General features: G+C 42.9%; 24 protein-coding genes. 5 read left to right on the forward strand and 19 right to left on the reverse strand.

Annotated elements, in window-relative coordinates; all coding sequences use genetic code 11:
- Position 1: 1 nt before the first annotated feature.
- The 9 genes from J2Z65_RS16855 to J2Z65_RS16895 form a co-directional block, all read right to left on the reverse strand.
- Positions 2-874: a carbohydrate ABC transporter permease gene (locus J2Z65_RS16855; protein WP_167059959.1), complete on the reverse strand. Its 873-nt coding sequence runs from the start codon at positions 872-874 to the stop codon at positions 2-4.
- A 16-nt stretch (positions 875-890) separates the two neighbouring features.
- Positions 891-1,820, reverse strand: a complete 930-nt coding sequence (locus J2Z65_RS16860; RefSeq protein WP_244999162.1) for an ABC transporter permease — start codon at positions 1,818-1,820, stop codon at positions 891-893.
- Positions 1,821-1,893: 73 nt separating this feature from the next.
- Positions 1,894-3,063 carry a mandelate racemase/muconate lactonizing enzyme family protein gene (locus tag J2Z65_RS16865; protein ID WP_167059965.1) on the reverse strand — a complete coding sequence of 390 codons (1,170 nt, stop codon included), beginning with the start codon at positions 3,061-3,063 and terminating at the stop codon, positions 1,894-1,896.
- A complete protein-coding gene (locus J2Z65_RS16870) occupies positions 3,060-4,124 on the reverse strand; it encodes a glycoside hydrolase family 88/105 protein (RefSeq protein ID WP_167059968.1) in 1,065 nt (354 codons plus the stop codon). The genes J2Z65_RS16865 and J2Z65_RS16870 overlap by 4 nt, the downstream gene beginning before the upstream one ends.
- Before the next feature lie 24 nt (positions 4,125-4,148).
- Positions 4,149-5,042, reverse strand: a complete 894-nt coding sequence (locus tag J2Z65_RS16875; protein WP_167059971.1) for a dihydrodipicolinate synthase family protein — start codon at positions 5,040-5,042, stop codon at positions 4,149-4,151.
- A 23-nt stretch (positions 5,043-5,065) separates the two neighbouring features.
- Positions 5,066-6,523: an alpha-ketoglutaric semialdehyde dehydrogenase GucD gene (gucD, locus tag J2Z65_RS16880; RefSeq protein ID WP_167059974.1), complete on the reverse strand. Its 1,458-nt coding sequence runs from the start codon at positions 6,521-6,523 to the stop codon at positions 5,066-5,068.
- Positions 6,524-6,550: 27 nt separating this feature from the next.
- Entirely contained in the window at positions 6,551-7,216 is a 666-nt protein-coding gene (locus tag J2Z65_RS16885) for a GntR family transcriptional regulator (protein WP_167059977.1), read from the reverse strand.
- 199 nt (positions 7,217-7,415) lie between these two features.
- Entirely contained in the window at positions 7,416-8,189 is a 774-nt protein-coding gene (locus J2Z65_RS16890; protein WP_167059980.1) for a methyltransferase domain-containing protein, read from the reverse strand.
- A gap of 74 nt (positions 8,190-8,263) precedes the next feature.
- A complete protein-coding gene (locus J2Z65_RS16895; protein WP_240159767.1) occupies positions 8,264-9,946 on the reverse strand; it encodes a peptidase G2 autoproteolytic cleavage domain-containing protein in 1,683 nt (560 codons plus the stop codon).
- Positions 9,947-10,200: 254 nt separating this feature from the next.
- On the opposite strand from J2Z65_RS16895, the gene J2Z65_RS16900 reads away from it, so the two are divergent.
- Positions 10,201-10,863 (forward strand): SIMPL domain-containing protein, encoded by a 663-nt coding sequence (locus tag J2Z65_RS16900; protein WP_167059983.1) that lies wholly within the window; start codon positions 10,201-10,203, stop codon positions 10,861-10,863.
- 39 nt (positions 10,864-10,902) lie between these two features.
- On the opposite strand, the gene J2Z65_RS16905 is transcribed toward J2Z65_RS16900, so the two are convergent.
- The 3 genes from J2Z65_RS16905 to J2Z65_RS16915 all read right to left on the reverse strand — a co-directional run bounded on the left by J2Z65_RS16905 (position 10,903) and on the right by J2Z65_RS16915 (position 14,356).
- Entirely contained in the window at positions 10,903-12,645 is a 1,743-nt protein-coding gene (locus tag J2Z65_RS16905) for a methyl-accepting chemotaxis protein (RefSeq protein WP_209855953.1), read from the reverse strand.
- A 165-nt stretch (positions 12,646-12,810) separates the two neighbouring features.
- Positions 12,811-13,416 (reverse strand): pentapeptide repeat-containing protein, encoded by a 606-nt coding sequence (locus J2Z65_RS16910; protein ID WP_167059989.1) that lies wholly within the window; start codon positions 13,414-13,416, stop codon positions 12,811-12,813.
- Positions 13,417-13,597: 181 nt separating this feature from the next.
- Entirely contained in the window at positions 13,598-14,356 is a 759-nt protein-coding gene (locus J2Z65_RS16915; RefSeq protein ID WP_209855955.1) for an SDR family oxidoreductase, read from the reverse strand.
- A 217-nt stretch (positions 14,357-14,573) separates the two neighbouring features.
- Between J2Z65_RS16915 and J2Z65_RS16920 the strand changes: the two genes are divergently transcribed.
- Complete coding sequence (locus J2Z65_RS16920) at positions 14,574-15,182, forward strand: TetR/AcrR family transcriptional regulator (RefSeq protein ID WP_167059992.1); 609 nt, start codon at positions 14,574-14,576, stop codon at positions 15,180-15,182.
- 112 nt (positions 15,183-15,294) lie between these two features.
- Positions 15,295-15,954: a stalk domain-containing protein gene (locus tag J2Z65_RS16925; RefSeq protein WP_167059995.1), complete on the forward strand. Its 660-nt coding sequence runs from the start codon at positions 15,295-15,297 to the stop codon at positions 15,952-15,954.
- 56 nt (positions 15,955-16,010) lie between these two features.
- On the opposite strand, the gene J2Z65_RS16930 is transcribed toward J2Z65_RS16925, so the two are convergent.
- The 3 genes from J2Z65_RS16930 to J2Z65_RS16940 all read right to left on the reverse strand — a co-directional run bounded on the left by J2Z65_RS16930 (position 16,011) and on the right by J2Z65_RS16940 (position 17,814).
- Complete coding sequence (locus J2Z65_RS16930) at positions 16,011-16,538, reverse strand: hypothetical protein (RefSeq protein WP_167059998.1); 528 nt, start codon at positions 16,536-16,538, stop codon at positions 16,011-16,013.
- Between the two features lie 194 nt (positions 16,539-16,732).
- Complete coding sequence (locus tag J2Z65_RS16935; RefSeq protein ID WP_167060001.1) at positions 16,733-17,386, reverse strand: alpha/beta hydrolase; 654 nt, start codon at positions 17,384-17,386, stop codon at positions 16,733-16,735.
- Between the two features lie 23 nt (positions 17,387-17,409).
- Positions 17,410-17,814, reverse strand: a complete 405-nt coding sequence (locus J2Z65_RS16940; RefSeq protein WP_167060004.1) for a DoxX family protein — start codon at positions 17,812-17,814, stop codon at positions 17,410-17,412.
- 153 nt (positions 17,815-17,967) lie between these two features.
- On the opposite strand from J2Z65_RS16940, the gene J2Z65_RS16945 reads away from it, so the two are divergent.
- Together J2Z65_RS16945 and J2Z65_RS16950 are read left to right on the forward strand one after the other, a co-directional pair.
- Entirely contained in the window at positions 17,968-18,519 is a 552-nt protein-coding gene (locus J2Z65_RS16945; protein ID WP_167060007.1) for a helix-turn-helix domain-containing protein, read from the forward strand.
- Between the two features lie 145 nt (positions 18,520-18,664).
- The gene (locus J2Z65_RS16950; protein WP_167060010.1) at positions 18,665-19,927 is read left to right on the forward strand and encodes a COG4705 family protein; all 1,263 of its coding nucleotides are present in this window, start codon (positions 18,665-18,667) and stop codon (positions 19,925-19,927) included.
- 97 nt (positions 19,928-20,024) lie between these two features.
- Here the strand turns inward: J2Z65_RS16950 and J2Z65_RS16955 are convergent, their stop codons facing one another.
- From J2Z65_RS16955 to J2Z65_RS16970, 4 genes are all read right to left on the reverse strand, one after another.
- Entirely contained in the window at positions 20,025-20,381 is a 357-nt protein-coding gene (locus J2Z65_RS16955; RefSeq protein WP_167060013.1) for a YmaF family protein, read from the reverse strand.
- A 144-nt stretch (positions 20,382-20,525) separates the two neighbouring features.
- Positions 20,526-21,815, reverse strand: coding sequence for a VTT domain-containing protein (locus tag J2Z65_RS16960; RefSeq protein ID WP_167060016.1), 1,290 nt, complete (start codon positions 21,813-21,815; stop codon positions 20,526-20,528).
- Between the two features lie 114 nt (positions 21,816-21,929).
- Entirely contained in the window at positions 21,930-22,700 is a 771-nt protein-coding gene (locus J2Z65_RS16965) for a YheC/YheD family protein (RefSeq protein ID WP_167060019.1), read from the reverse strand.
- Positions 22,701-22,922: 222 nt separating this feature from the next.
- Positions 22,923-23,918, reverse strand: a complete 996-nt coding sequence (locus J2Z65_RS16970; RefSeq protein WP_240159768.1) for an alkaline phosphatase family protein — start codon at positions 23,916-23,918, stop codon at positions 22,923-22,925.
- Positions 23,919-24,412: the final 494 nt, after the last annotated feature.

Consider the following 24,412-nt stretch of genomic DNA (forward strand, 5'->3'; position numbering starts at 1 on the left):
ATTAGCCTTTCACAGAACCAAGCAGCACACCTTTGGCAAAATGCTTTTGCAAAAATGGATATACAAGCAAAATGGGCACAGTTGTAAACACAATGGCAGCCATCTTGATCGTCAGCGGATTAATCGTCGTTTGATCCACGCTTGTATCTCCAACACGGCTATTCGCCGAGATGACAATATCTCGCAGCCAAACCTGAAGCGGCCACATTTTATTATCGTTGATATAAAGAATGGCACTAAAGAACGTGTTCCAGTGTCCTACTGCATAGAACAAGGCGAATGTCGCCATGGCCGGCAGCGAGAGCGGGATGACAATCCGAAACAGAATGCCTATATCGGAGCAACCGTCGATCTTCGCCGAATCTTCCAAACCGTCGGGAATAGCTTGGAAGAAGTTTTTCAGGACAATCAAGTTAAATGCATTCACTGCTGTCGGGATCATTAATGACCATAGCGAACCGGTTAGGCCCAAGTTTTTAACGACAAAATAAGTAGGAATCATTCCACCACTGAAAATCATAGTAAACACAACGCCAAGTAAAATAATTTTGCGTGGACGGAAATGCTTCTTTGCAAGCGGATAGGCCATCATCGAAGTCAAAAACAAATTAATGAGCGTGCCAACAACCGTAATATAAACAGAAACACCCAAACCTTTAAATAGCGTATTGGTTGAGAAAATGTAGTTGTACGCAGCAAGTGACAATTTATGAGGGAATACGATAATCCCTCCCCGATCCAGCTCAACAGGATCCGTAAAGGAAACGATGACTATGTAAATAAAAGGCAGCACTGTGATTACAGCTATGCAAGCTAGTAGCAGATAGTTGATTATATCGATCAGTTTATTCCCGATATTTTTGTCATAATTCATTGAACCACCTCCTCGATCAATAAACGCCTTCTTCACCAAACCGTTTGGCCAGCCAGTTGGATCCAAGCACAAGAATTAAACCTATCGTTGACTTAAACAAGCCTACAGCGGCACTAAAGCTATACTGTGCCTGAGTCATCCCTTTTAAATACACATATGTGTCAAAAACTTCTCCGACTTCTCGATTTGAAGCGTTCAGCATCAGAAAAATGTGCTCAAATCCGCTATCCAGAAAGCTTCCCAAACGGAGAATGAGAAGAATGACAATTGTGCTGCGAATAGCTGGAAGCGTGATATGCCAGAGCTGCCTAACTCGACCCGCTCCATCCATGCGGGCTGCTTCATAGAGCTGCAAGTCAACACCTGCTAATGCCGCCAGGAATATTATAGAGCCCCACCCGAGTTCCTTCCATATCGATTGCACGACAATCATTGTTCGAAACCATTCAGGGTCCTGAAGAAAAGCGAACTTCTTCCCTATTAGCGAGAAGAGAAACTCATTAATAAGGCCTCCTTCGGTTGTCATCAGAAGGTAAAAGATACCGACTACAATGACCCACGAAAAGAAGTGCGGGATATAGACCAATGTTTGCACAATCCCTTTAAACTTTTCGTTTCGCACCTCATTTAACAGCAGCGCCAAAATAATCGGCAAAGGGAAAAAGAAAACAATATTGTATAACGCCAGCAGTCCCGTATTCCGGAACAAGATCCAGAAGCTAGGATCGCCGAAAAACCTTTGAAAATGCTTCAAACCCACCCAACTACTTTGTAAAAAACCCAGATTCGGCTTATAATCCTGGAAAGCCATCACAAGTCCGTACATCGGCACATATTTAAAAATAATGAAGTACAACACACCAGGTAAAACCATAATATAGAGCCAGCGATCTCGAATCATTTCGGCGAAAAAGGCATTTCTACTCCCCAATTTTTTAGCGGACAACTGAGTCGTTAGCCGTACCTTGGCGGTTTTCAAGTCATTCCCCTCCCTTAACATGTCCTCCAATACGCCCAGCTTACTTCTTGGTTTGTGATGTCCGGTCTTGCAGCTGATGGACGGAAACATTCCCCCAACTCAAATCATCGACTTTGTATTTATTAATCTGCTCCCAATCAAGCTCCATGCCTAAACCGGGTTTATCACGGCTAGGAACAAGGAGGTAACCGCTTTCATATTTTACAGGGTTTTTGACGATATCACCTGTATACAATTCAGGGCCGGTTGGATCTGAGGTATAAGTAAGATTCACTAAAGAGCTGCCCAAATGAGCCATAGCCGCCGTCCCAATGGATAACTCTTGCGTGGTCCCCAGCAAACATGCTTTACCTGCGACTTCGGCCGCTGCGGCTGCCTTTTTTGCGTTCGTAATTCCCCCTATAAAAATAGGCGAGATGTTGAAAATATCAACAGAGTCATGTCTGATCATCTCGTACTGCTGCCGAAAACTCCAAACATGCTCGCTTACGGGATGATCCATTTTCACCCTGAATTGGTAGAGCCCTTCAAAATCATTTTGCACGGCTGGGCTTTCCACCATTTCAAAATCATAGGCTGAGAGTCTCTTAACTGCTTTCGCTGCTTGTTTCCAATCAAGCAAATGGCTAAAGTCCAGCGACTTAATTTTGACTTTTGATCCGAACTCTTTTTGCACACCGTCCAGAAAAGCTTCGTCAGCATCCAAATTTTTCCCCACGTACAATCTAAATACATCAAATCCTTGTTGGAAGCGGCTGCGTACAATCTCAAGGTTTTCCTCCACTTCTTCCATAAACCGATGTCTGAAAATCGGATAACAAACCTTAATTTTCTCTTGAATGCGACCTCCAATGAATTCAGCCACCGAAATATTCAGCGCTTTTCCACAAAGATCATGCAAAGCTGCATCGATACCGTTGCGAATAAAGTTGCCTTTTTCATAATAAAACATCGCTTCAGGAAAACTGCTAAGCAGCTCTTTATTTATCAAAGATATATCAAAAGGGTTTTTCCCAACGAGAATTGATTTCAAAACAGCAGTCAAATCTCTAATATCCAATGAATAATGAGGGAGATGTGAGAAGTCGGACATCTCGCCAACACCAGTAATCTCTTCGTCTGTCTTAATTTCCACAATCACATGTTTGCTGATGAAGCCGGTTTGTCTTGGAATTCCAACTATCGTAAGCTGCAAATCAGTTATTTTCATGAATGATCTCTCCCCGATTTAAGTTTCAATCCTTCACTCATCGCCAGCAGTGCCAACCCCTGTGTAAACGGGGTAATTTCATATGGAATTTGATTGTACGCTTCTTCGTTCGCCTTGACTGGCGTTCCAGAGGAACCTCCTGTCACATTCCCTTCCTCATCCACTTTATGAAGCAAAGCAGACAAAGCGTTTTCCCCCATTATCAAATAGTTGGGATCGACAATACCTAGGCGCACGCCTTTCAGCACACCATATGCGATGCCTGCGGTAACCGATGTTTCAAGATATGTATTCTCGCTATTCATGACAGTTCTCCATAGCCCTGATGGATGCTGAAGTTCCGACAGCTTCTCAAGCTGTTGATGCAGAATGCCGCTAATTTCTTTGGACAGTGCCGAATCAGAACCTGTAAGTTCCAGAATTTCGACCATTCCAGCCGTCATCCAAGCATTTCCTCGTCCCCAGTGTACGCCAATATGTTTTCGCTTATTATCGTCCCAGCCGTGATAAAATAACTTTTCCTTTGGGTCAAACAGGAGCTTATTATGGAGATCTAATTGAAACATTGCTTCATCGACCATACTTTGATTGCTCAGTTGAATACCTCTATGTGTCATATATAGTAAACTCATAAAAACTGTATCCGCCCACACCTGTAAGCCCCAATTATTGTCAATAACCGTATGCTCAAGTGCTTGGGATGGCGTACGAAGGCCCTCGGACATTAAATATTGGTCAAAAGTCTTTAATACGGATTCATACCTGCTGTCTGGATACTTTTCGTTTATTTTCAATAATGTCAATAAGAGTGCGTTCGTGTTGATACAAATTTTAGGGATTTTCTGTTCAATCCTAGCATCGATCCATTCCTTCATACGCATTAAATAACTTTCATTATGCGAGTGCTCATAAGCCTTCATTACGCCATAAAATGCGACGCCGATGCTCCAATCCCATCTATACCAGCGAATGGCACCTGGAATATCTGAACCTTCTGGAAAAGTATTGCTTAGCTCTAGCGTTCGCAATGCCGTACGTTCGAATAATGCTTGAATATCCATAAGAAAGCTCCTTTAGAAATTATTTTAAAATCCCCATCGTTGAAGCAGTTCATGAACTTGATGTTTTTCATTTTCATTGATCTTACTGATCGGCGGTCTGACAGCACTATGAGCGATTAATCCAAGCTGAGACATGGCTTCTTTTACGATACTAACGTTATTCCCATTCAAATATTTCGCACGGAGTTCCTCGAATGGAGCAATCTCTTCCCAGACGGACATTGCAGCAGGATAATTGCCATCCTTTAGAGCCTCCAACATTTGGAATGAGCGGCTCGTCTCGACATTGACCAATCCGGAAGTAAAGCCTTTAGCGCCTGCAGCATAGTAGAAAGGAGCCCACATTTCGGCTGTACCGCATATCCATACAATGTCTTCCTTGATAATTTGAACAATTTTCGTAAAATGAGGAAGGTTGTTAAATGCGTATTTCACACCGATCACATTCGGCAGTTTGGTGATTTCTTGAATCGCTTCGAGCGAAATATGCTCGCTACGGATATACAAGACAATTGGTAAAGTTGTAGAGACAGCAATTTCCTTATAATAATCGATTAAACCATCGGTTAGCAGGTAAGGATGAACCGGTTGATGAATCATAATGCCGTCTGCTCCGCAGGATTCCGCATGTTGTGCTAGTTCACGTGCAGTCTTGACATCGTATCCGACGCCAGCAATGACTACGCTCCGTTTGGCGATGAAATCAGTAACAAATCGGGTGACTTCCATGCTTTCATCTTTCGAGAGCGCATAAAATTCGCCTGTATTTCCACAAGGATATATGGCTTTCAAGCCTTTTTCGAGCAAAAAAGAAATATTTTTTTGTAACGATCCCCAATCAATATTCAGTTCTTCGTCAAAAGGGGTTACGTTGATGGCATTGATTCCTTGAATTGCTTCTTTCACTTGCTCATACATGCGAACCGCCTCTTCCTGGTTAGTTATGGTTTCACAAAGACTGTTTTTATCGATGTGAAAAATTCAATTGCAGCCTGTCCCTGCTCCCGGGAATGTGAGCTTGACTGCTTCATACCTCCAAACGGGGCTTGTAGCTCAACTCCAGCGCTTTCGGAATTAATTCGGACGAGACCGGCTTCCATCTCATTGACGAACTCTAGCATGCTTCCAATGTTCTTCGTGAAAACTGAAGCGCTTAGACCGAATTCACTATCATTAGCCATCTCTATCGCCTCTTCAAAAGAGTGAGCTTTCATTAGGACCAGCACCGGACCGAAAATTTCTTCCCTGACAATGCTCATTTCATTGCTCACATTTTCGAAGATGGCAGGCTTCAAAAAGTAACCGTTTTCATTTCGCTCTGTCGTTTGATCCCCATAGATGAGCGATGCCCCTGCTTCTATCCCTGCCTTCATATAGGAAAGAACTGTTTGATACTGGCTTTCGTTAGCGGCCGGTCCCATCCATATGTCAGGGTTCATACCGTCACCAACCTTGATTTGACGAACTCGCTGGAGCAGCTTTTCCTTAAATACTTCGTATACAGCGCTTACAACAATAACTCGGCTTGTCGCTGTGCATTTTTGTCCAGTAGAACGCAACCCGCCGTTGACTGTAGCTTCGACTGCGTCATCCAGGTCCGCATCTTCCGCAACAATAATTGGATTTTTCCCACCCATTTCTAGCTGATATTTGGCCCCACGATGAATCGCGCCATAAGCCACCCTTTTTCCAGTCTCATTTGACCCCGTAAACGTGATACCATTTACACTTGAATGATCGATGATCCCTTGTCCGATTACGCTTCCTTTGCCCGTCACCATATTGATGACCCCAGTGGGAAGAGATGCCTCGTGGAAACATCTCATGATTTGAGCAGCAGTGACTGCGGTTTCGCTAGCCGGCTTGAATACTACAGTGTTACCATATATCAATGCGGGAGCTATTTTCCAAAGCGGTATGGCAACTGGAAAATTCCATGGCGTTATCACGCCAACGACTCCTAGTGGAACCCGGGTTGTATACATTAAAGCGCTGCTGTCGGTTGACGGGATCACGTCTCCCACTTTGCGCATGCCTTCGGCGGCGTAATAACGCAGGATGGCAACTCCCCTGGCCGTCTCCCCTTTAGCCTCTACGAATGTTTTCCCCATCTCCCTTGTCATCGTTTCGGCTACTTCCAGCAAACGCTGCTCAAGCAAGTCTGCCACACGATACAAGTATTCGCCTCTCGCCGGTGCAGACAGCTTCCTCCACGCTTTTTTTGCCAGAGACGCCGCTTCAACAGCCTGATTGAGATCTTCTATGCTAGAAGTTTGTACATATCCAACCACTTCCTGCAAACGAGCAGGATTGATACTGCTTTCAACCCTACCGGTCGCAGACGGCATCCACTTGCCGCCCATATAGTTAAAGATCGTTTCACCTGCTTGAAACACCATGAAACACGCCCTCCTTTGCAATATCTGCTAATTCTTCACTTGCTGTGACACATAGGAAGCAGTCCTGCGGATGTGGCTCCGCATAGCTTCTTCAGCACCATCAGGATCTCTATTTACGATCATTTCGCAAATCAGATTATGTTCCCTAAAGGCTCTCTGAAACTCCTCTGTATTGGATAAAGCCTGTTTTCTGAAGACGCGATCAAACGCTTTGATGGCGGAAATTTGCTGAGCGATATAGTCATTCCGTGATATGTCATGAATCATTTTATGAAACGCCTCGTTTAATACGAATAATTGTGCGCTATCAAGTTCCTCTGTCGCCTTTTCGATTTTCTTGATATGCTCTTGCAATTGACTGCACTCTTGATCCGTAATTTTAATCGCTGCGAGTCTTGCCACCACGCCTTCCATAGCCGAACGTGCCCAAGTAATCTCTTCAATTGAGTTCATAATGTTGGTTGATACGTAGGTCCCGATTCGCGGTTTTGTAATGACAAGGCCTTCTTGATCCAGCCTTCGCAAAGCTTCTTTCACAGGCGTAGTGCTTACCCCGAAGCTCAGCGCAATATCCCGCTCCTTCAAATGCTCTCCTTGCACGTAACTTCCATTTAAAATGGCTTCTTTAAGTGTTTCATATACTTTTTCTCGGATAGAAGTCACTTGAGCACTTATATCTAAACGTAACGACATGATGCCACCTTCCTTTATATGTACGAAATGAAGATCTAAGTGATTGAATATTTGATATCTGATATATCAGATATCAATAGGTAAATACTAACATCGACATGGACTCATGTCAATTCAAATTTCACACAAAAAAGGCCACCGCGTTTCTATACCAGCGGTAGCCTTACTTTGTATGTTTAAACGAATATTTAATATAAACTCAGCTTTTCCGCGCAATAACAATAGGCTGATAATAACCTGATTCAGATGGCATATACCATTCAATGTCCGAGAATCCAACTGTACGCAGCATATAGCTGAATTCATCTCTTAATAAAGCTCTGTATCTTGTTTTGTTATGCTTTGTTATCCATTGCCCGTCCATTTCTCGCATTAAAAAGTGGTTAATCAGATATGTTTTCGAATCTTCCGCCCAATCCCAAATCTGAAAAACGATACGCTTTCCTTCATCGAAAACGCGCGGCTCTGTAGATCTATGCTTCTCTTTAACCAGCTCATCATAATCTCTCATTGTAATGAGGAGAACGCCATCTTTCTTAACTTTAGCATACATATTGCTTGCAGCGAGAAATAAATCTTCGTCCGTTAGAAGGTGCGGGACTGCATTATCGGCCGAAAGAACGACATCAAAAATATCAGAAACGTCATTTTCTAACGAACGCAAATCAGCGACCCCGAAATGAATATCAACCCCAAGAGTTTCAGCCTCTTTTTGGGCCCGTTTCACGGATACTGGACTTAAATCAGTACCGGTTACTTTAAAACCATGTCCAGCTAGTCCTATAGCTTGAGTGCCGATACCGCAGGAGCAGTCTAAAAGTGAAATTACTCCGTTACTCGAACTCGCGAGTTTTGAATGAATGATTTCACTTAAAACTTCTCCTTGCCATGAAATAGCCTGTTTCCAATCAACGAAAATAAGATGGTAATTTTCTGCAAGGTCATCATAGAAATCAAGAACAGAGTCGTCCACTACATGCACCACCAAATTAAGGGATTGAAATCTTCAATGGAACATTCGACAATTTCGTTTCAATCCCTTCCTACTTAGCCTAACCGCAGAGGTTGAACCAACACTAGAATTTGATTTGGGCCCATGCGCTTCATAACCCGATATCCCGTGTTTGATGCAGTAGCAATCCCTTCCTCATTGGGTTTACAATATCCCTTTGCTTGGCATGATCCATCGTCCCGAACAAGAACTTGTCCTAATAGACCAACTGCGACCCACTCAGGTCTCTTCGACCTTGCCGTATAGACTTGCTCAGGATCGTATTTCGGATTTAAAATAGGACGGGTTTCCGTACGCTCGGGAATGAAAACTCTTCCTTCTTGATCGGTCACAGCCGGAATAACCATTTCGTGCTGCAGCAATCTGCCCCACTCATCGGTCAAAAACTTATTCTTCCATCTTAATTCACCGCTATTTGCCAAAAATGATGGATTTGAACTCGTTACGCCTAGCAAATAATCATCACTCGAATTCGCTTTTCGTATTTGATCGCCGTTACCATCTAAAGTTACGATGTAGCCGACATCAATAGGCAGCCCATCAACAGTTTCGAACATCTCTGCATAATCCGCCCCGCCTCCGAACCATCCGACATCCGCAAAGCCTTTTCCATTATTGGGGCCGGAACCGATGATTTTGGCAGCCAAATTGTTTCCCGTACCATCATCATTGATGCCATTGGCTAAAAACCAGGAAAAATCGCTGTCCGCTTTTCCGGTCGTCCCTATTATATGGGCACCAATATGTCCATTGGTACTTGTTTGAATACCTTCGGCATGGGATGCAGTTCCGCTGGCTATAGTTAAAACTCCCTCAGCATGGGAATTTAGCCCGCTTGCTACAGTACCAGCGCCTTCCGCATGGGAGACAGGTCCACTCGCTTGCGTTCCATTTCCTTCGGCATGAGAAGCGACTCCACTTGCAATCGCGGAGCTGCCCTCGGCATGGGATGCTTCTCCCTCGGCAGCCGTGCCTTCTCCTTCGGCATGGGAAGCAACTCCCCTCGCTGTTGTACCTTGACCTTCCGCATGCGAAGCAATACCGATAGCTGTTGAACTGAAACCTTCGGCATGCGATGACCTTCCACTGGCTGTAGTCAACCGTCCTTCTGAATGCGAGGCCAGACCACTTGCTGTTGTATTGAAGCCTTCCGCATGGGAAGCGTCACCGATCGCTCTCCCAATTTGACCTTCGGCATGACCTGCAAATCCACTTGCTGTTGATTCCGCGCCTTCTGCATGGGAGGCATCTCCGCTTGCTAGTGCAATAATCCCTTCCGCATGAGAGGCAAAGCCGCTAGCTGTGGTTCCGAGACCTTCGGCATGTGAAGAGTTTCCGCTAGCCAGGTTAGGAAAAGGAGTGCCCTTGGAATCCACACCTCCACCTTCAACATGGGAAGCCCTTCCGCTTGCTGTATTTCCTTCACCTTCTGCATGCGCATTCATGGCAGTAACAGTCGTTTGAGTTTTAAATCCTTCTGTATGTGAGGCTGAACCATTAGCGACAGTTCGATCTCCCTCGGCATGCGAAGCAAAACCATTCGAAATCGTGGATGAACCCTCGGCCAAAGAACATGGCCCTCTTGATTGTGTGTTACAACCTGGCGTAAACGGAGGTCCAGGGGGGCCTTGCATGCCTTGAGGTCCTGCTGGTCCTGCCGGTCCTGGAGGTCCTGGAAGTCCAGAGGGCTCTGGACGATTCTTATCTTTATGTGACATAAGCTACCTCCCAAAAAATGTTATAAATAATATATTCTATGATCAAACGACCATGAAAGTATCCACATTTATAGGAGATAACTAGTGGAATTTTAGTAGATTAATAGAGAAAAAAGAGCAGCTGCCAAGATGGCAAACTGCTCTTTTTGTTAAATTCAACTTGCTTTTTCTAAAAAGCTTCAACAATTCTTCGTTATTTAACTGCTGAGTACTTCATACATTGGTAATGTCTGCCTTAAGAAAGGAGTCCTTTCATGTACAGTTATCCATTATACAAGACGGCTTCTCCTTTTTATTCACAGTGCATCGAAGTCCTAGGGGAGGGCACAGTGACCGCGGCTCCCGACCGCGCTGTGGTTGTGTTAGGAGTCATTACGGATGGTCCTAACTTGCATGTCATTCAAACCGAAAATGCAAAAACCGTCTCCAACATCATTCAATCTCTATTGGATCTACGCATTCCCCGAGAGAAGATACAAACATATGATTATCGAATAGAAGTCATCTACGATTATCATGACGGCAAACAAATCTTTCGAGGCTATAAAGTAACCCATCTCCTGAAGATCACAACGGACAACGTTGAACAGACTGGAAACATTGTTGACACTGCTGTTTCGAATGGTGCGAATGAAGTCACTAGCATCCGGTTCACAACCGCACATCCAGAAACTTATGTAAATCAAGCATTATCACTAGCCATTCAAAATGGCCGACAAAAAGCCTTGACCATAGCAAATACATTGGGTGTGACCCTTAGCCCAGTCCCCTTCCGAGTCCAAGAGCAATCTAGTACAGCAGCTATACCTGCCCCCTATATGGCTTCCAAGCTTGCCATAAGTGAAGCGGCAACGCCTATCCAGCCTGGACAGCTGGTCTTCGATGCTAAGGCTCGAGTATGGTATTTATTCAATTAACAACGGTTGTGCTTCATGTTCACAGTGTTTAATTGCAGATTAAGCGATACGAAAACGAGCTAAGATTTGCTGCATTTCCTCGGCCATGACAGTTAGCGTCTGTGCAGCTTCTTTGACTTCACCGGTCGTTTCGAGCTGATTGACGGCTGAGTGCGAGACGTCCTGAGACGAGTCGGCGGTTTTTCTGGCGATGGAAGCCACTTGTTGTACAGAGGCCGTAATCTCTTGGGCGCCTGCCGACATTTGTTCGGATGTTGACGCCATTTCCTGAATTTGCGATGCCACTTGATTCGTGGACTGCAAAATCTCACCGAAGTTTTGCTCGGTTTTCATTACGAGCTCAATGCCTGTTTGCACTTCCTCTTTGACTTGGCTCAACGCATTGCCCGAGTCTTGGATAGTGTATTGAATTTCACCGAGCAAATTGGAGATTTCAGCCGAGAAATGGCTGGACTGCTCGGCCAACTTACGAACCTCGCTGGCTACGACAGCAAAGCCGCGCCCCTGCTCACCAGCTCGCGCTGCTTCAATCGCGGCATTGAGGGCGAGAAGATTCGTTTGCTGGGAAATATTCTGAATCGATTGTAAAAATTGTCCGATCTCCTGGGATTTGCTCTCCAATAAGGACATTACTTGATCCGTTTGATTGACGGATTCATGGATGGATTCCATCTGCTGAACGGTGTTCTGCACATAGGTTCCACCGGTTTCTGCTTGCTGTTTGGTCCATTCGATAGACTCGGCAATCGAGGAGGCGCTTTCGGCCACACGATAGATGCCTGCACCGACTTCCTCCATCGAACGTGAAGTTTCTTCCATCGTCAGCGTTTGTTGATCTGCACCCGTTGCCACTTCCTTCACAGTCTGAGTGATGTGATGTGACACTTCCTGCATATCAATGGAGCTTATGCGCAGCTGCTCCGCAGAGGAGGTGACGCTTTGCGCGTGCCCACTTACAGTTTCAATCATACTTCTCATATGCTCCGTCATCTGTGCAAAGGATGCATGGAGATCTCCGATCTCATCCCGACGCTTCATCGTGGTGGCGTTTACGGATAGATCACCCTCAGAAATGCGTTTGGCGGCAGCGCTCATAGAGACGATCGGCTTGGAGACGTGACGGGCGATGAGGAAGGAAATCATCAATCCCAAAAGGATGGCAATTACACTGAGCGTAATATTCCAAATTAGCCCGACTTGGTATGAATGCTCCACCTCGGCTGCCCAGCCTTCCGCATTTTCCTGTATGCGTTTGGTAAACATCTCAATCAATAAAGAACAGCTTCCCAGATTGCTGTCTGATACCTGAAGGAGCGCCATGCCCTCTTGTCCATGCTGCTGTGCAGCTGCGAGCAATGCCGGGAAAACGTTGGCATATTGCGTCCACTGCTCTTTAAACACATCGAGCATTTGGGCATCTTTCTCGTCCTGGATCGTCCCTTCCAGAAGATTGACTTGCTTTTGAATATCATTAAACAAGGTTTGGGCCTTCTCAGCAGGCGTGGAGTTACTCTCTTCCTCCAACATACCGGTTCCATTTAAGTTTTGCTTCGTCTTATCTTCCATGTTGAATTGAAGTCGCAGCATTTGATCGTCAAGACTTTTCAAATCGAAATTTAAATTGCCAAGCAAGATAACAGAGGGAAGTCCCTTATCCGTCGTTTGTTTAGCGGTTTCGCCCATTGTCTTCATCCTCATTTGGGATGAAATACTGATTGTCGTAAGAAGCAGTAAAACAATGACAAAGCTACAAAGCAGTTTCTTGAAAAGCGTAAGTTTCATTCTGTCTATCCTCCGAGATTTTAAGGGGGCCTTGTTTTCCCTTTTTTGTAATGGATGAATTATCCTATGTTTAATTTCGGCGAAACTAGTCGAATTATGAATACCTTTAAAAAATATTAACGAATCCGGTAGTGATGACCTGACATTAAATAGGTATAACACCTACTAATTTACCTTGGCTCCATGAGATAGTGAGAATAATACAGATTGCTCACGATCCATCCTCATTCCTGTAATTTCGAATGTTTTGAAGTTCACTCCTTCCATTTTCGCCCCTCTTACATCAGCACCCTGTAACTTCGCTTTAGTCAGAATCGTCATCGTCAGATCGCAGTCTCTTAAATCTGCTTTTTCTAAGTCAGCCCCTGACAAATCAGCTTCATAAAATTTAACCCTGCGTAAATCCTGCTTAACTAATTTAGTATGTCTCAAATTGGTATATGACCAATCTCCTTGATAAATAGTGATTCCATCCATATTTGAACCGGTAAAATCCGAACCCGTCATTTTACACTCTATAAATTTCGAGACAAAAAGATTTGCTCCATTAAAGATACAATTCTCAAAAGCTGATTCTTTATGAATAGAGCCATTTAATAAAGCTCCACGAAAATGACACTCAATAAAACGGCAGTTGCTGGACGTAATCTCGTTGAGTGATCCATTAGAAAAAGAACACCGATGAAACGTACAACTTATTAACTCGCCGTACCTTAAATCTTGTGTACCGAAGTTTACACCTTCATATCTTTGATTGCTATGCTGAAACATAAAATGCCTCCATCGTTTTGATTCCATTAAAATGATCTTTTTTAATAATATCACACGGCTGTCAAGTACCCCTTTGATCTCCACTAAAAGTCAAGAACTTTATTTATTTTTTATATCAAAAAAAGAACCTTCCAAATTGTCGCTGGAAGGCACTTTGATCATATATTTTTGAAAGACCGATTTAGTAAGCTGTCCAACCGGCATCCGCTGTAACTACTGTACCGTTAACAAAGCTTGCTTCATCTGAAGCTAAGAACAGAGCTACCTTTGCAATCTCTTCCGGATCACCTATACGTGGGTTAATCCCCATTCCAATTGTTGCACGTTCCATGCCAAACTGATTTGGAGCATTAATAGACGTGCCAATGTTGGTGTTCACTCCGCCTGGTGCCACAGCATTACAGCGAATACCGAGTTTTGCGTACTGGAAACCAACGTTTTTCGTCAAACCCACTACTGCATGTTTCGCAGCCGTGTAAGCTGCTCCAGCCCGCGAGCCGTACAAGCCTCCCGCTGATGCAATGTTGACAATGACACCGCTATTCTTCTCCGTGAAAATAGGAAGTACTTTGCGCGTTGTACGCATAGGCCCCGTTGCATTAATAGCAAAAACTCTTTCCCAATGTTCATCCGTTAATTCTGCTGCGGGAATGAAGTTATCCATGATGCCGGCATTATTAATCAATATGTCTACTGTTCCAAATTCTTTTACCGTGTTATCAATTAATTGTTGTACGTCCTCTTCTTTTACTACATTGGCCGCAAGCGCGATGGCAACACCGCCTTTTGATTTTATCCCGGATACGACTGTCTGAGCGGCTTCAATATGAAGATCAGATACAACGACTTTTGCTCCTTCTGCTGCGAAAAGCTCAGCAATTGCTTTGCCCATACCTGAAGCTGCACCCGTAATCACAGCCACTTTTCCTGAAAGTCTCATTTTGGATACCTCCATCTTATGTTATTATCTGTGTTCGACACAATTTACATGCATATAAAATCCGTCCAAAAACGTACAGATGTTGAATACAAAACATCTGTTAAATTGAGTATAATAAATTAATGAAAGGGATGACAATCAGCAATAATTTTGTTTATGTATGCTAATGTACAGAACTTTGATGTTTGTTGACTATTAGACAGAGGAAGTGAATGGAATGAGTGAATCTTCTAATAAAACCGACCGACGTATCATTCGAAGTAAAGGTGCTTTAAAAGATGCGTTATTAACGCTAATGTCCAAAAAACCGTTTACTTCTATTTCTATAACCGAAATTGTGGTAGAGGCGAATTATAATCGCGGTACTTTTTATTCAAACTATGAAAGTAAGGAAGCACTGCTCGATGACATCCTAGATGAACTTATTCAAAAATTGCTATTAGCCTTTCGAGCGCCTTATGAAAAAAATGAGGTATTCCGCATTAATGAATTGCCGGCAAAGTCCGTCATGATTTTCGAGCATATGTTTGAGAACGCATCCACATATACAACCTTGATGAAGAGTGACGTTCTTCCTAACCTACGAGAAAAAATGTTCACGGCCTTAAAGAAGATCTCGCAAGAGGAATTGATCCACACAGGCAGCGAAATTGACCAAGAACTTCTGTCGATTTACTCCATTCATGCTTTGCTTGGCCTTGTTTTATACTGGGTTGAAAGTGGCTTTAAGCATACCCCTTCTTATATGCAAGATCAGCTTGTTCAAATCATTAATTGGCGCCCTACAGTGGTTCATACAGTTGTTCGCCCTAAAAATAAACCTTAAGATCAAACTCAAAAGTTGCAGCCCAAAAACAACATAGCGTATTATTAATCATAGATTTCAGCATTTATCTCATGAAGGAAAATAGGATCTTGTAAAAGAGGCGGTGCATAAATTGAAAAAATTCATAATCGGCGGTATCGCCGGATTTCTCTTGGCTACTACGTTGTCTGCCCATGCGGAGGAAGTAACTAGTTTGATAGGCAAAACGATTCAAGGAGCTTTTCCCTTCCAGATCGAAGGCAAGACGATTGGAACGCCGGCAATTGTTGTGGATGGAACTTCATACTTGCCGGTGCGTGCATATGGTGAAGCCACGGGATACGATGTTTCGTTCGATGCAGACCTTGGTATTTCTCTTAAGAAAAAAGTGGTGCAGCCTCCTCTTCCATCTCCAACCCCCTCCCCATCCAGTACGCCAGGGCCAGTAGAGGGTGACCCGAAAAGCGGTTATAAAGCCATTAAATCGGTTGTTTTTAGCCTGGATGATGAAAAAACGAAGAAAAGCACAGGAGACTTTGGCCTGATCCAAGTGGATGGAGCCCAGTATGTATCGCTCTCCACAGTAAGCAGCTTCTATACCGTCAGCTGGGGTGAACCCATGGTGCAGCTGAGCCTTAATGGTCAGCTCGTCACCTTAGTTGCCACCAATAGCCAATATTCTAAAGGAACCGGTGCATTTACCTATGATGGCACGATTTACATCAATCTCACGATGCTTAAGCTTAAGGGAAGTGTCAACGGTGATACACTTGTCTTGATGGAAGACATCTAACAGGTACATATTTATCGCTTATAAAAAGACCCACAGCTGCGAGCTGAGGGTCTTAGTTAGTTTTTGTTTAGTAATTCGATTTCTTGTAAAATTTCCTCCGGAAGCGGCTCATTCTTTAACTTTTCAAGAATTGCTTGGTCTGCTCCTCTTTCCTTCAGATAAGAAAGTAATAATTCTGCCTTTTCCTTCCGATGCATTAGCGCATAAGCCACATACCATACTTCTGGACTACCAACCTGAATACCGTTCCAACGGCAAACGGGAATACTTGGCATTCTGCAAAGACCTTTATCGGAATAAATCGAGAAGCCTCCTATCACCTCCACCTGTGGATTTTCCTTGTGAATGAATAACTTGTATTCACTTCCAAAAGGATAATCCCCACTTGTTATATCTTCTACTTCGTAGTTCTGTAAAGCAGCCATAACCATGTCTTTTGGTGCTTCGGTCATAAGATCCCAATCACGAACTGAATCTGTTAAACCCAAGCTTAATAATAATCCACTCCCACCTAAAGAATATGAAATGCCACTTTGCTCTAGTTTTTCTGTTATCCCAACTAAGTTTTCAATATCTGGCTTCATTTGATAGTCCCCTTGTAACGTCAACAATTGTCTACCTTTTAAATTTTACCGTTGTTTGTAGTTATCGTACACCCCTAATTGAAAGCACATTTTTGCACTCAAATTCGAATGCCCGCTCAACTGAGAAAAGACATGGGATCCTATTCGGTCCCCTGCCTTCTCAAGGTTGATATTGAATCCTCGTTCTTTCAATCCTAGTTTGTAGACAAATCGGCATCCTGCTTAAGCCAGTTCAGAACATCACGCTGATTCTCTACAGATACGCCATGGTCGGAAGGATATATCTTGAATGTCAGGCGCGGTGTTTGATCCATGAAATACGTCGCCGTCTCGTTGCCGATCCGAACCGGGAATACGGAATCGTACTCTCCGTGCGAAACAAATACTGATACGTCCTTCACACTACGCAGCTCATACTCCGTCTTTACAAACTCAGGAACGTACCCATTCAGTGCAACGATTCCCTTCAACTGATCTCCCATTGTAAGTGCAAGTGTCATCGACAGGATCGCGCCTTGACTAAAGCCAAGCAAATAGCGCTTTTCGGGATCTATCGGATACTTATCGGTCGCATAATGGATGAATGCAGTGAGCTGCTTAACCGCTTCATCAAACATTTCCCGAATCGGATTGCCCAAACTTTTTAGATCATAATATTGATAACCTGCGCCTAGCGGCAGATTACCGCGAATACCGATGATGATAAACTCATCAGCCAATGGAGCGACCAAACCGAACATATTTTTCTCATTGGAGCCTTTGCCATGCAGCGTAAAGACAACTGGATACTTCTTGTCAGTAGCCATATTGGCTGGCAGATGAACGTCATATTGAAAAACTGGGTTCATATGAAAATCCCCTTTGTTGTAAGTTAGGCAGTGCGCTTGTTCATAAACAGGCGGTCAACCGAGAAAGGTGAATGATCGGCAACAACTAGGTACAACGAAACCAGCATGAATCCAAGCTCAAGTTCAAAGCCGGGCATTTGAGCGTTGCCAACAAGTCCTGCGGAAAGCTTCGTCGTAACAATTGCACCGATTAGCATGATCACAAACAATGCTGATACATAACGAGTAAATAATCCCAAAATCAGCATAATGCCGCCAACGAGTTCAAGTGCCGCTACAAAATAAGCTAAAAATCCAGGAATACCAATAGAGCCGAACCATGCGTCTACATTGCTAAGTCCCATTTGAAGCTTACTAACCCCGTGTACGATAAATATTATTCCCATCACCACACGCATAATAAGTGAAACGACTGTTGCTTTTGTCATTGTAAATCTCTCCTCCATCCGGCGAAATATTAGTTATAAAAATATATTTTTTATATAACTAATTTAAATCAAATACACTGGCATGTCAACAAAAATATTGCTAATATATAAATATATTTAGTATTAGCAATATTTAAAAAGAGGTGCAATCGAATGGATATTGGATCCACTATACGAGCGATTCGAAAGCGAAAAAATATTACGATAGCTCAAATTTGCGAAGAAAGCGGCCTCTCTCAAGGTTTCATGAGTCAGGTTGAAACCAATAAAACCTCCCCTTCTATTTCGACGTTGGAAAGCATAGCGCAGGCACTGAAAGTACCTTTAGCTTATTTGCTCCTGAAGAAAGAGGATCGGATGAATATTGTTCGGAAGAATGAACGGCGAATTACGACAAGCGGTGCCGACAAATTAAAAGTGGAGCACATGAGCTCCAGAAAGAATGTAAGGATGATGCTCGTAGAGCTCCCTCCCGGGGCTTCGACGGGGGACGCTCCTCATGCGCATGAAGGCGAGGAGATCCACGTTGTCATTAAAGGGAAGATCTATGCGGAGCAAGGTGAAGACGCGGCCGAATTCGAAGAAGGCGATTCCTTCAGTTGGAACGCATGCACGCCCCATTTGGTGAGAAACATAGGCGAGGATACGGCGATCGTGCTTATTTCGATCTACACTGAAACCGACAGCGGACTGGATCTCCTCTAATTATTTTGGCAATAAGCCTGGCTAATTTATAAAAATTAAGACCACAGTCCGAGACTGTGGTCTTTTTCTATTTCTCATTAGTTTCTCATGTAAAGCATGTACAGTAACTTGTAGGAGCATAAAATACTTCAAAAGGAGCGGAAATATGGAATCATTAAGATCAAATGAAACTAAAACCATGTTAAGTAAAGTTCCCGAGGTAACCATTTATTTCTGGATCATTAAAATCTTATGCACCACCGTCGGTGAGACTGCGGCTGACTTTCTTAACGTCAATCTCGGTTTTGGCCTAACTGGTACCTCCATTGTAATGGGAATCTTGTTATTCGTTACGCTTTTCTTCCAGTTTAGGGCACAGAAATACATGCCGAGTCTTTATTGGTTGACGGTGGTCTTGATCAGCATCTTTGGGACACTCGTTACTGACAATCTAACAGATAACATGGGGATCTCACTTGAAGTGAGCACGACAGTTTTCAGTATAGTCTTAATACTGATCTTTGCGTTATGGTACGCCAAAGAGAAAACTCTCTCCATTCATTCCATCTTCACGAAGCGAAGAGAAACCTTTTATTGGTTAACTATCCTGTTCACATTTGCACTGGGAACGGCTGCTGGTGACCTCATGGCGGAGAGTCTAGGCCTCGGTTATCTAGTTACAGGCAGCATCGTTTGTGCAGTCATTGCTTGCGTGACAGCCGCGTGGCGACTTGGGCTTAATGCTGTGTTGGCATTCTGGATTGCCTATATCATGACGCGTCCTTTAGGTGCTTCATTGGGGGACTTACTTTCCCAGCCGCAAGAGTTCGGCGGTTTGGGACTAGGAGCAACGGCAACAAGCATAATATTCCTGCTTGCGATACTGCTGATCATCATTTTTCTTTCAATCACTAAGCGGGATCTCGTCGCCTCTTCAACAAAGCCAACTACGAATACAAAAGGTATTGTGATTGTCTGGCAAGTTGTAATCGTTGTAGGTGTTCTTATGCTCGCGGCAGGAACAGGGTATTATTTACGTCATACTAGTCTCCAAGAAACTTTGCAGCAAGGGGACTCCTCCATACAAGCGGGCTCCTCTGGCTCCGGCCCGCAAGCATCACAGCAGGTTGGTTCATCAGGTGCTGTCACGCAAGCCTCGCCGCTAGGTGATTTATCAAGTTTCAAGAAAATCGCTGAAGATACACAAAATCTTGTGAATGCAGGCAATATGTCCGGGGCCAAGTCGCGCGTTGACGATTTGGAGCACTCCTGGGACAATGCCGAGGCTCGGCTCAAACCAATGAACAAGAAAAAGTGGACAGAAGTTGACGATGCCATAGATAAGGTATTGAGGCAAGTACGAGCTGTCCATCAAGACGCTGAAGCGTGTAAAGCGGCACTGGAATCATTGATAGCCTTAACTAGCTAAACCAGCATTAAACCAAAACAACCCTTCCATATTATTTGGAAAAGGGTTGTTTTCACATATTGGCTTCATAATGGGCTATTGATTCAGACCTTGTTCATTATACAAGCGGAGCTTGAATCAATGTTGCGAAGTTAAATTGGTGCATATGACCATCGTTAAGTGTTGTATGACCTGTAACAAAATGCACGTGCTTGCCATTCCCGACTGAAATAGCCGGTCCTGTTCTAATTTTTTTCAGATTATGAAAATGGTTTAAGAAATCCGTCTTTGTCAGATCAATTTCATGAACATGACTATTTCCCACCCGAATCGCTTGCCCTGTAACACCTGCAAAGCGATGGTTATGTCGATCTGCGCCTGCTTCAGCCAGTTTAGTACTTCCTTCAAATTCATGTACGTGTCTTTGTACCGCAGCTGTCAAATTCCTCTTTATGCCAATTTTCTTCTTCTGCATCCGTTTTTTGCCTCCTAATGATGATGTGACTTCATGTGATTTCACAACATCCTATTAAGACAAACTTACATAAGTTCTAGGCGATTACTTACAGTCCAAATATTTTTTTTTGAAGCTATGCTAAAACGAGTTATGGCACCGGCATTAAGCATAGCCATTTTTACGAAGCATACGAAGAACTTCCAACAAGATCACATTTAAACTCAACCAGGCCCCCCCAAATATATAACCTGCAATGACATCGCTTGGGTATTGTACATCAAAGAAAATACGACTGATGCCTACCAACAAACATAGAAGGATCACTAACAAAGTTGCTGCGATACGAGCTAGCAAGTTTGCATGATGACGAACCAGTAAATAGGCAGCAAAGCCACAAACGGTTAATGAGATTAATGTCTGCTCGCTCGGGAACGTATAGGGAAACAGATAACTGCTAGATGAAGGGCCAATGCGATGAAAGAATGCGCGCAGTCCCTCGTCCAGAGCCTCCCCTCCCACAATAACCATTGTAAATGATATCAGTTCAAGCATACGATCTTTGCCTTTTATTAAAATACCAAGACAAGTAATGACAATCAATGGAATGAATACGTAATAAGAACCCAATAGGGCAAAACGGTTCATCCACTCGCTCCAACTTGGATCAAACACTTCATGAATGATATAGCTTGTAACCTCATCGAATAAAGTGAATTCGTTTTCTAAAAAATCTTGAATCAGACCGATCATTAAAGTTAAAAATACAGCGAAAAGCGCAAAAGCTGCAAGCACAATAAACTTCACTTTACCCATCGAATGAAAGTTAGTGATGCCTTTTTCCAAAATGGTAGAAAGCAGCTCTTTCATTCGAAGCTCATTTTTTCGGAATAAATAGACCATAATGAAAATGACAGCCGCGATCATCCCTGCATAAATCAGATATCGATTCATTGTATGATGATATTGCTCCCATTTTGGGCCTAATACTTTCCCCAGGGAAATAAAAACACTTACCCAAATAAAAGCTCCTATATAAGCGAACAACGCATATTTTCGAAAAGAAATTCGCGTCACGCCCGAGAAATACCCGGTGAAATGTCGAACACCCGGTATAAAATAAGCGATAGTCAAGACTTTATTACCATACTTTTGAAACCAATATGAAATTTTATCAAGCTTATCAGGACCAAAATGGACACGTGCACCGTATTTTTCGAAGAATGGCGCTCCTAGTCGAAAACCAATCCAGTAAGAAAGAGTCACACCCGTACATACACCAGCACCTGCTGTTACTATACAAAGGAACCAATTTAACTTTCCTTGAAAAATCAAAAGTCCTGTATAACTCATCAACACTTCTCCAGGAAGAGGCAAAGCGAGCATTTCAAGAAAAAGTGCAAAATAGAGAACCCAATACCCATGATGTTCTAACCAGCTTGTTAAAAACCCCAATGTAAACCGCCTCCTTTCATAGTATTCTGAACGCTCAATGGAATAAATAATCCTTTTTGTCGGAAAAAGCAGTGGCCAACAAAAAGAACCCACGAAAACGTGGGTTCTTCTGATTTATACTCGTTTAATTTTCCCAGAACGGAGAGATTTTAAATAGGAACTTCTTAAGTTTTTAATTTTTCGATACATCTCCTTATTTTTTAGTTTGTTGAACAGTTCATGAGATGGATAGTCAAAATTAACTTCAATTATCCATATCTTATGATTTTGATCTATACCATAATCAATGCCAATTTGTGAAGAGTACTTGTAATATATAAATCGATTACAAATACGATAGCTTAAATGGATTAGTTCTTTAATCAATTTTTTTTGTTGTTTTTGAGATATCGTGAGGGATGAAGAAGCTAATGCATCCCCAATCGGTAGTGCATAGCCACCTCCCCGATTTACATTCGTTATCACACTTGATCGGCCAGCAACTTTGGCTAACATTCCTGCATATTTCCATTGATCCTCTGAGTCCCGCATCATCATAACTCGAACATCAAAGGTTCTATGATTAAGTTTTGCTAGATCAATCGTTTTTTGTATGAGGAAGGGGCTTGCAGACGTTTGTTTTTTTATAGCATTATACATCTGCTCAAGGGTACTAAAGGACTTGGCGTTGCCTTTCACTTTGACCAATCGATATTTCTTATCTATAGACCAAGCTTTCATAATCCCCTTGCCCATATGGGACATATTCGGTTTTATGTAAACCGATTGATATCGCCTCATAAAACTAATAAAAGTGTTCCGGTTCAAAACGGATGTCGGTGGCAAAAAGGATCGGATTTGACTATCCTTTGAGTAAAATTTGTGTAGTCCCAACTTACCAGGCATTTTCATCCCCTCCTTGTTATCACACTCTATTCTTAGTTAATGATTCAATTCACGGCATATACCCATGCATGGATCTAAATCTCCAAGGATAACTAGTTATAGCACTTATGGTTACAAGGAACGCCGCAAAAAAACGGCTTACTTCGCATCATTGCGAAATAGCCGTTTTTTTCTTTAACTTATAAAATCTCACGAACGGTGATCTATCTGCTTGTTTTCACTTCACTTCCAAATCCCTTGAATTGCAGAAACCTCAGATGTACCGCCTAAATATGGCAGTTTATACATCTCTTCCAGTGTTCTTAATACGTTTAAATGCGTAATAGGTTGATCATAGCTGCCTGGTTTAACCATTGGCCCAACAAAAATCGTCGGGATATGATTATCTTTAGAAGAATCATCTTCATCCCACGTTAGAATTAGTAAGCTATTATGGCTTTGAGCCCAAGTTATATAAGATCCTATGTGGGTTTTCAACCAACCGTCGGCCGTTTGAATGGAGCCGTCATGCATATCATTATCCAAATTTGGGATAACGAAAGACACGGTTGGCAGTTTGCTGTAATCCTTTGGAAATTGATTAAATGGTAAATTACTCTCTTTAGCTACATTAGAGAAGTTTACCCAAGGACTGTGCTTCCGTCCATATTGGTGATTCGTGCAAGCCATGGAGCCCGTCGAGGGTAAATCCTCCGAGTAGCCCGCGAACGAATAATTGGCCTTAACCAACTCGCTTGCCAAATTAGCTGTCTTAAATACATGACCGCAAGAGTCATCGGTAACTCCTTGATTAGAGCCTGAGAATAGGACTAAATAATTAGGCTGACTTGGATGTGCTACGGCATACGAATGCGTAAAGAAAGCACCCTGCTCAGCCAACGTATTCATATAGGGGGCAGCCTTGTTGCTAACTAATTTCTCATAAGAATGATTTTCTTCTACAACAATTACGATATGGTCTGGTTTAACTGTTTCCTTGGAGTTAGCAATCTTAGGATCAAGCGAGCCAACAAGATGTGGACTTGCTATTGGAGTTGGCGAAGGATTTGGAACTTCTATCTTACTAGATTGTTTCGAGCTTGCTGGAGAAGTAATTGGTGATTCGGCAGCAATTGGATTTTGTGTCGGAACTGCCGTTGATAGTTGTCCTTCATTCGAATTGGAGCAAGCCGTCAACATAAGTAGTATTGCCGATAAGGCCATGTATGTTCTTTTCAAAATGAGATCCCCGTTTCCGATAAATTACTCCTTTATTTGGTGCAGAATCATTACGGAGAAAAAGAATAAAGAGATAGAGCCAACCTCTGCTAACGCAATCTTGGTAAGCGAAGAGAACTGTCCAATTATTAGAAGATAAAATAAGCAAAATACTAGAACTGTTAAAATGAATAAGAAGAATACCTTCGTTTTGCTAATCAATTCTACACCCTCTTTCCTTATTAAATTCCTTCTAAGTCTTTACTGTATATGATTCAGATGAAAATTTAATGAGAAATTACAAAGAATCTTTGATTCGGAGGTATTTGAATTGAGTAGGTACTCGTCGCTTTCATAGTCGTTCATGTTAAGGTTGTCAAGGTTTTCCCGTTCATCCAATTCTAATCATCTTCTAATAATTACCCTTAAAGCCTGATTTGCTCTAGTATTCCCCCATGATTGGTAATTTATAGGCCATTCCCGAATGTGTTAAGGTTATCCCAGGTGAAAACCTA

Origin of the sequence: Paenibacillus aceris (genome assembly GCF_017874035.1) — a bacterium.
Taxonomy (GTDB): Bacteria; Bacillota; Bacilli; order Paenibacillales; family NBRC-103111; genus Paenibacillus_E; species Paenibacillus_E aceris.

Bases quoted from the DNA above. Each gene is read 5' to 3' on its own strand.
- J2Z65_RS16920 (WP_167059992.1), top strand. From the start codon at position 14,574: ATGAGTGAATCTTCTAATAAAACCGACCGACGTATCATTCGAAGTAAA.
- J2Z65_RS16910 (WP_167059989.1), bottom strand. From the start codon at position 13,416: ATGTTTCAGCATAGCAATCAAAGATATGAAGGTGTAAACTTCGGTACA.
- J2Z65_RS16955 (WP_167060013.1), bottom strand. From the start codon at position 20,381: ATGCAGAAGAAGAAAATTGGCATAAAGAGGAATTTGACAGCTGCGGTA.
- J2Z65_RS16940 (WP_167060004.1), bottom strand. From the start codon at position 17,814: ATGACAAAAGCAACAGTCGTTTCACTTATTATGCGTGTGGTGATGGGA.
- J2Z65_RS16865 (WP_167059965.1), bottom strand. From the start codon at position 3,063: ATGAAAATAACTGATTTGCAGCTTACGATAGTTGGAATTCCAAGACAA.
- J2Z65_RS16915 (WP_209855955.1), bottom strand. From the start codon at position 14,356: ATGAGACTTTCAGGAAAAGTGGCTGTGATTACGGGTGCAGCTTCAGGT.
- J2Z65_RS16900 (WP_167059983.1), top strand. From the start codon at position 10,201: ATGTACAGTTATCCATTATACAAGACGGCTTCTCCTTTTTATTCACAG.
- J2Z65_RS16945 (WP_167060007.1), top strand. From the start codon at position 17,968: ATGGATATTGGATCCACTATACGAGCGATTCGAAAGCGAAAAAATATT.
- J2Z65_RS16875 (WP_167059971.1), bottom strand. From the start codon at position 5,042: ATGTATGAGCAAGTGAAAGAAGCAATTCAAGGAATCAATGCCATCAAC.
- J2Z65_RS16965 (WP_167060019.1), bottom strand. From the start codon at position 22,700: ATGCCTGGTAAGTTGGGACTACACAAATTTTACTCAAAGGATAGTCAA.
- J2Z65_RS16870 (WP_167059968.1), bottom strand. From the start codon at position 4,124: ATGGATATTCAAGCATTATTCGAACGTACGGCATTGCGAACGCTAGAG.
- J2Z65_RS16935 (WP_167060001.1), bottom strand. From the start codon at position 17,386: ATGAACCCAGTTTTTCAATATGACGTTCATCTGCCAGCCAATATGGCT.
- gucD (WP_167059974.1), bottom strand. From the start codon at position 6,523: ATGGTGTTTCAAGCAGGTGAAACGATCTTTAACTATATGGGCGGCAAG.
- J2Z65_RS16855 (WP_167059959.1), bottom strand. From the start codon at position 874: ATGAATTATGACAAAAATATCGGGAATAAACTGATCGATATAATCAAC.
- J2Z65_RS16905 (WP_209855953.1), bottom strand. From the start codon at position 12,645: ATGAAACTTACGCTTTTCAAGAAACTGCTTTGTAGCTTTGTCATTGTT.
- J2Z65_RS16930 (WP_167059998.1), bottom strand. From the start codon at position 16,538: ATGAAGCCAGATATTGAAAACTTAGTTGGGATAACAGAAAAACTAGAG.
- J2Z65_RS16895 (WP_240159767.1), bottom strand. From the start codon at position 9,946: ATGTCACATAAAGATAAGAATCGTCCAGAGCCCTCTGGACTTCCAGGA.
- J2Z65_RS16950 (WP_167060010.1), top strand. From the start codon at position 18,665: ATGGAATCATTAAGATCAAATGAAACTAAAACCATGTTAAGTAAAGTT.
- J2Z65_RS16885 (WP_167059977.1), bottom strand. From the start codon at position 7,216: ATGTCGTTACGTTTAGATATAAGTGCTCAAGTGACTTCTATCCGAGAA.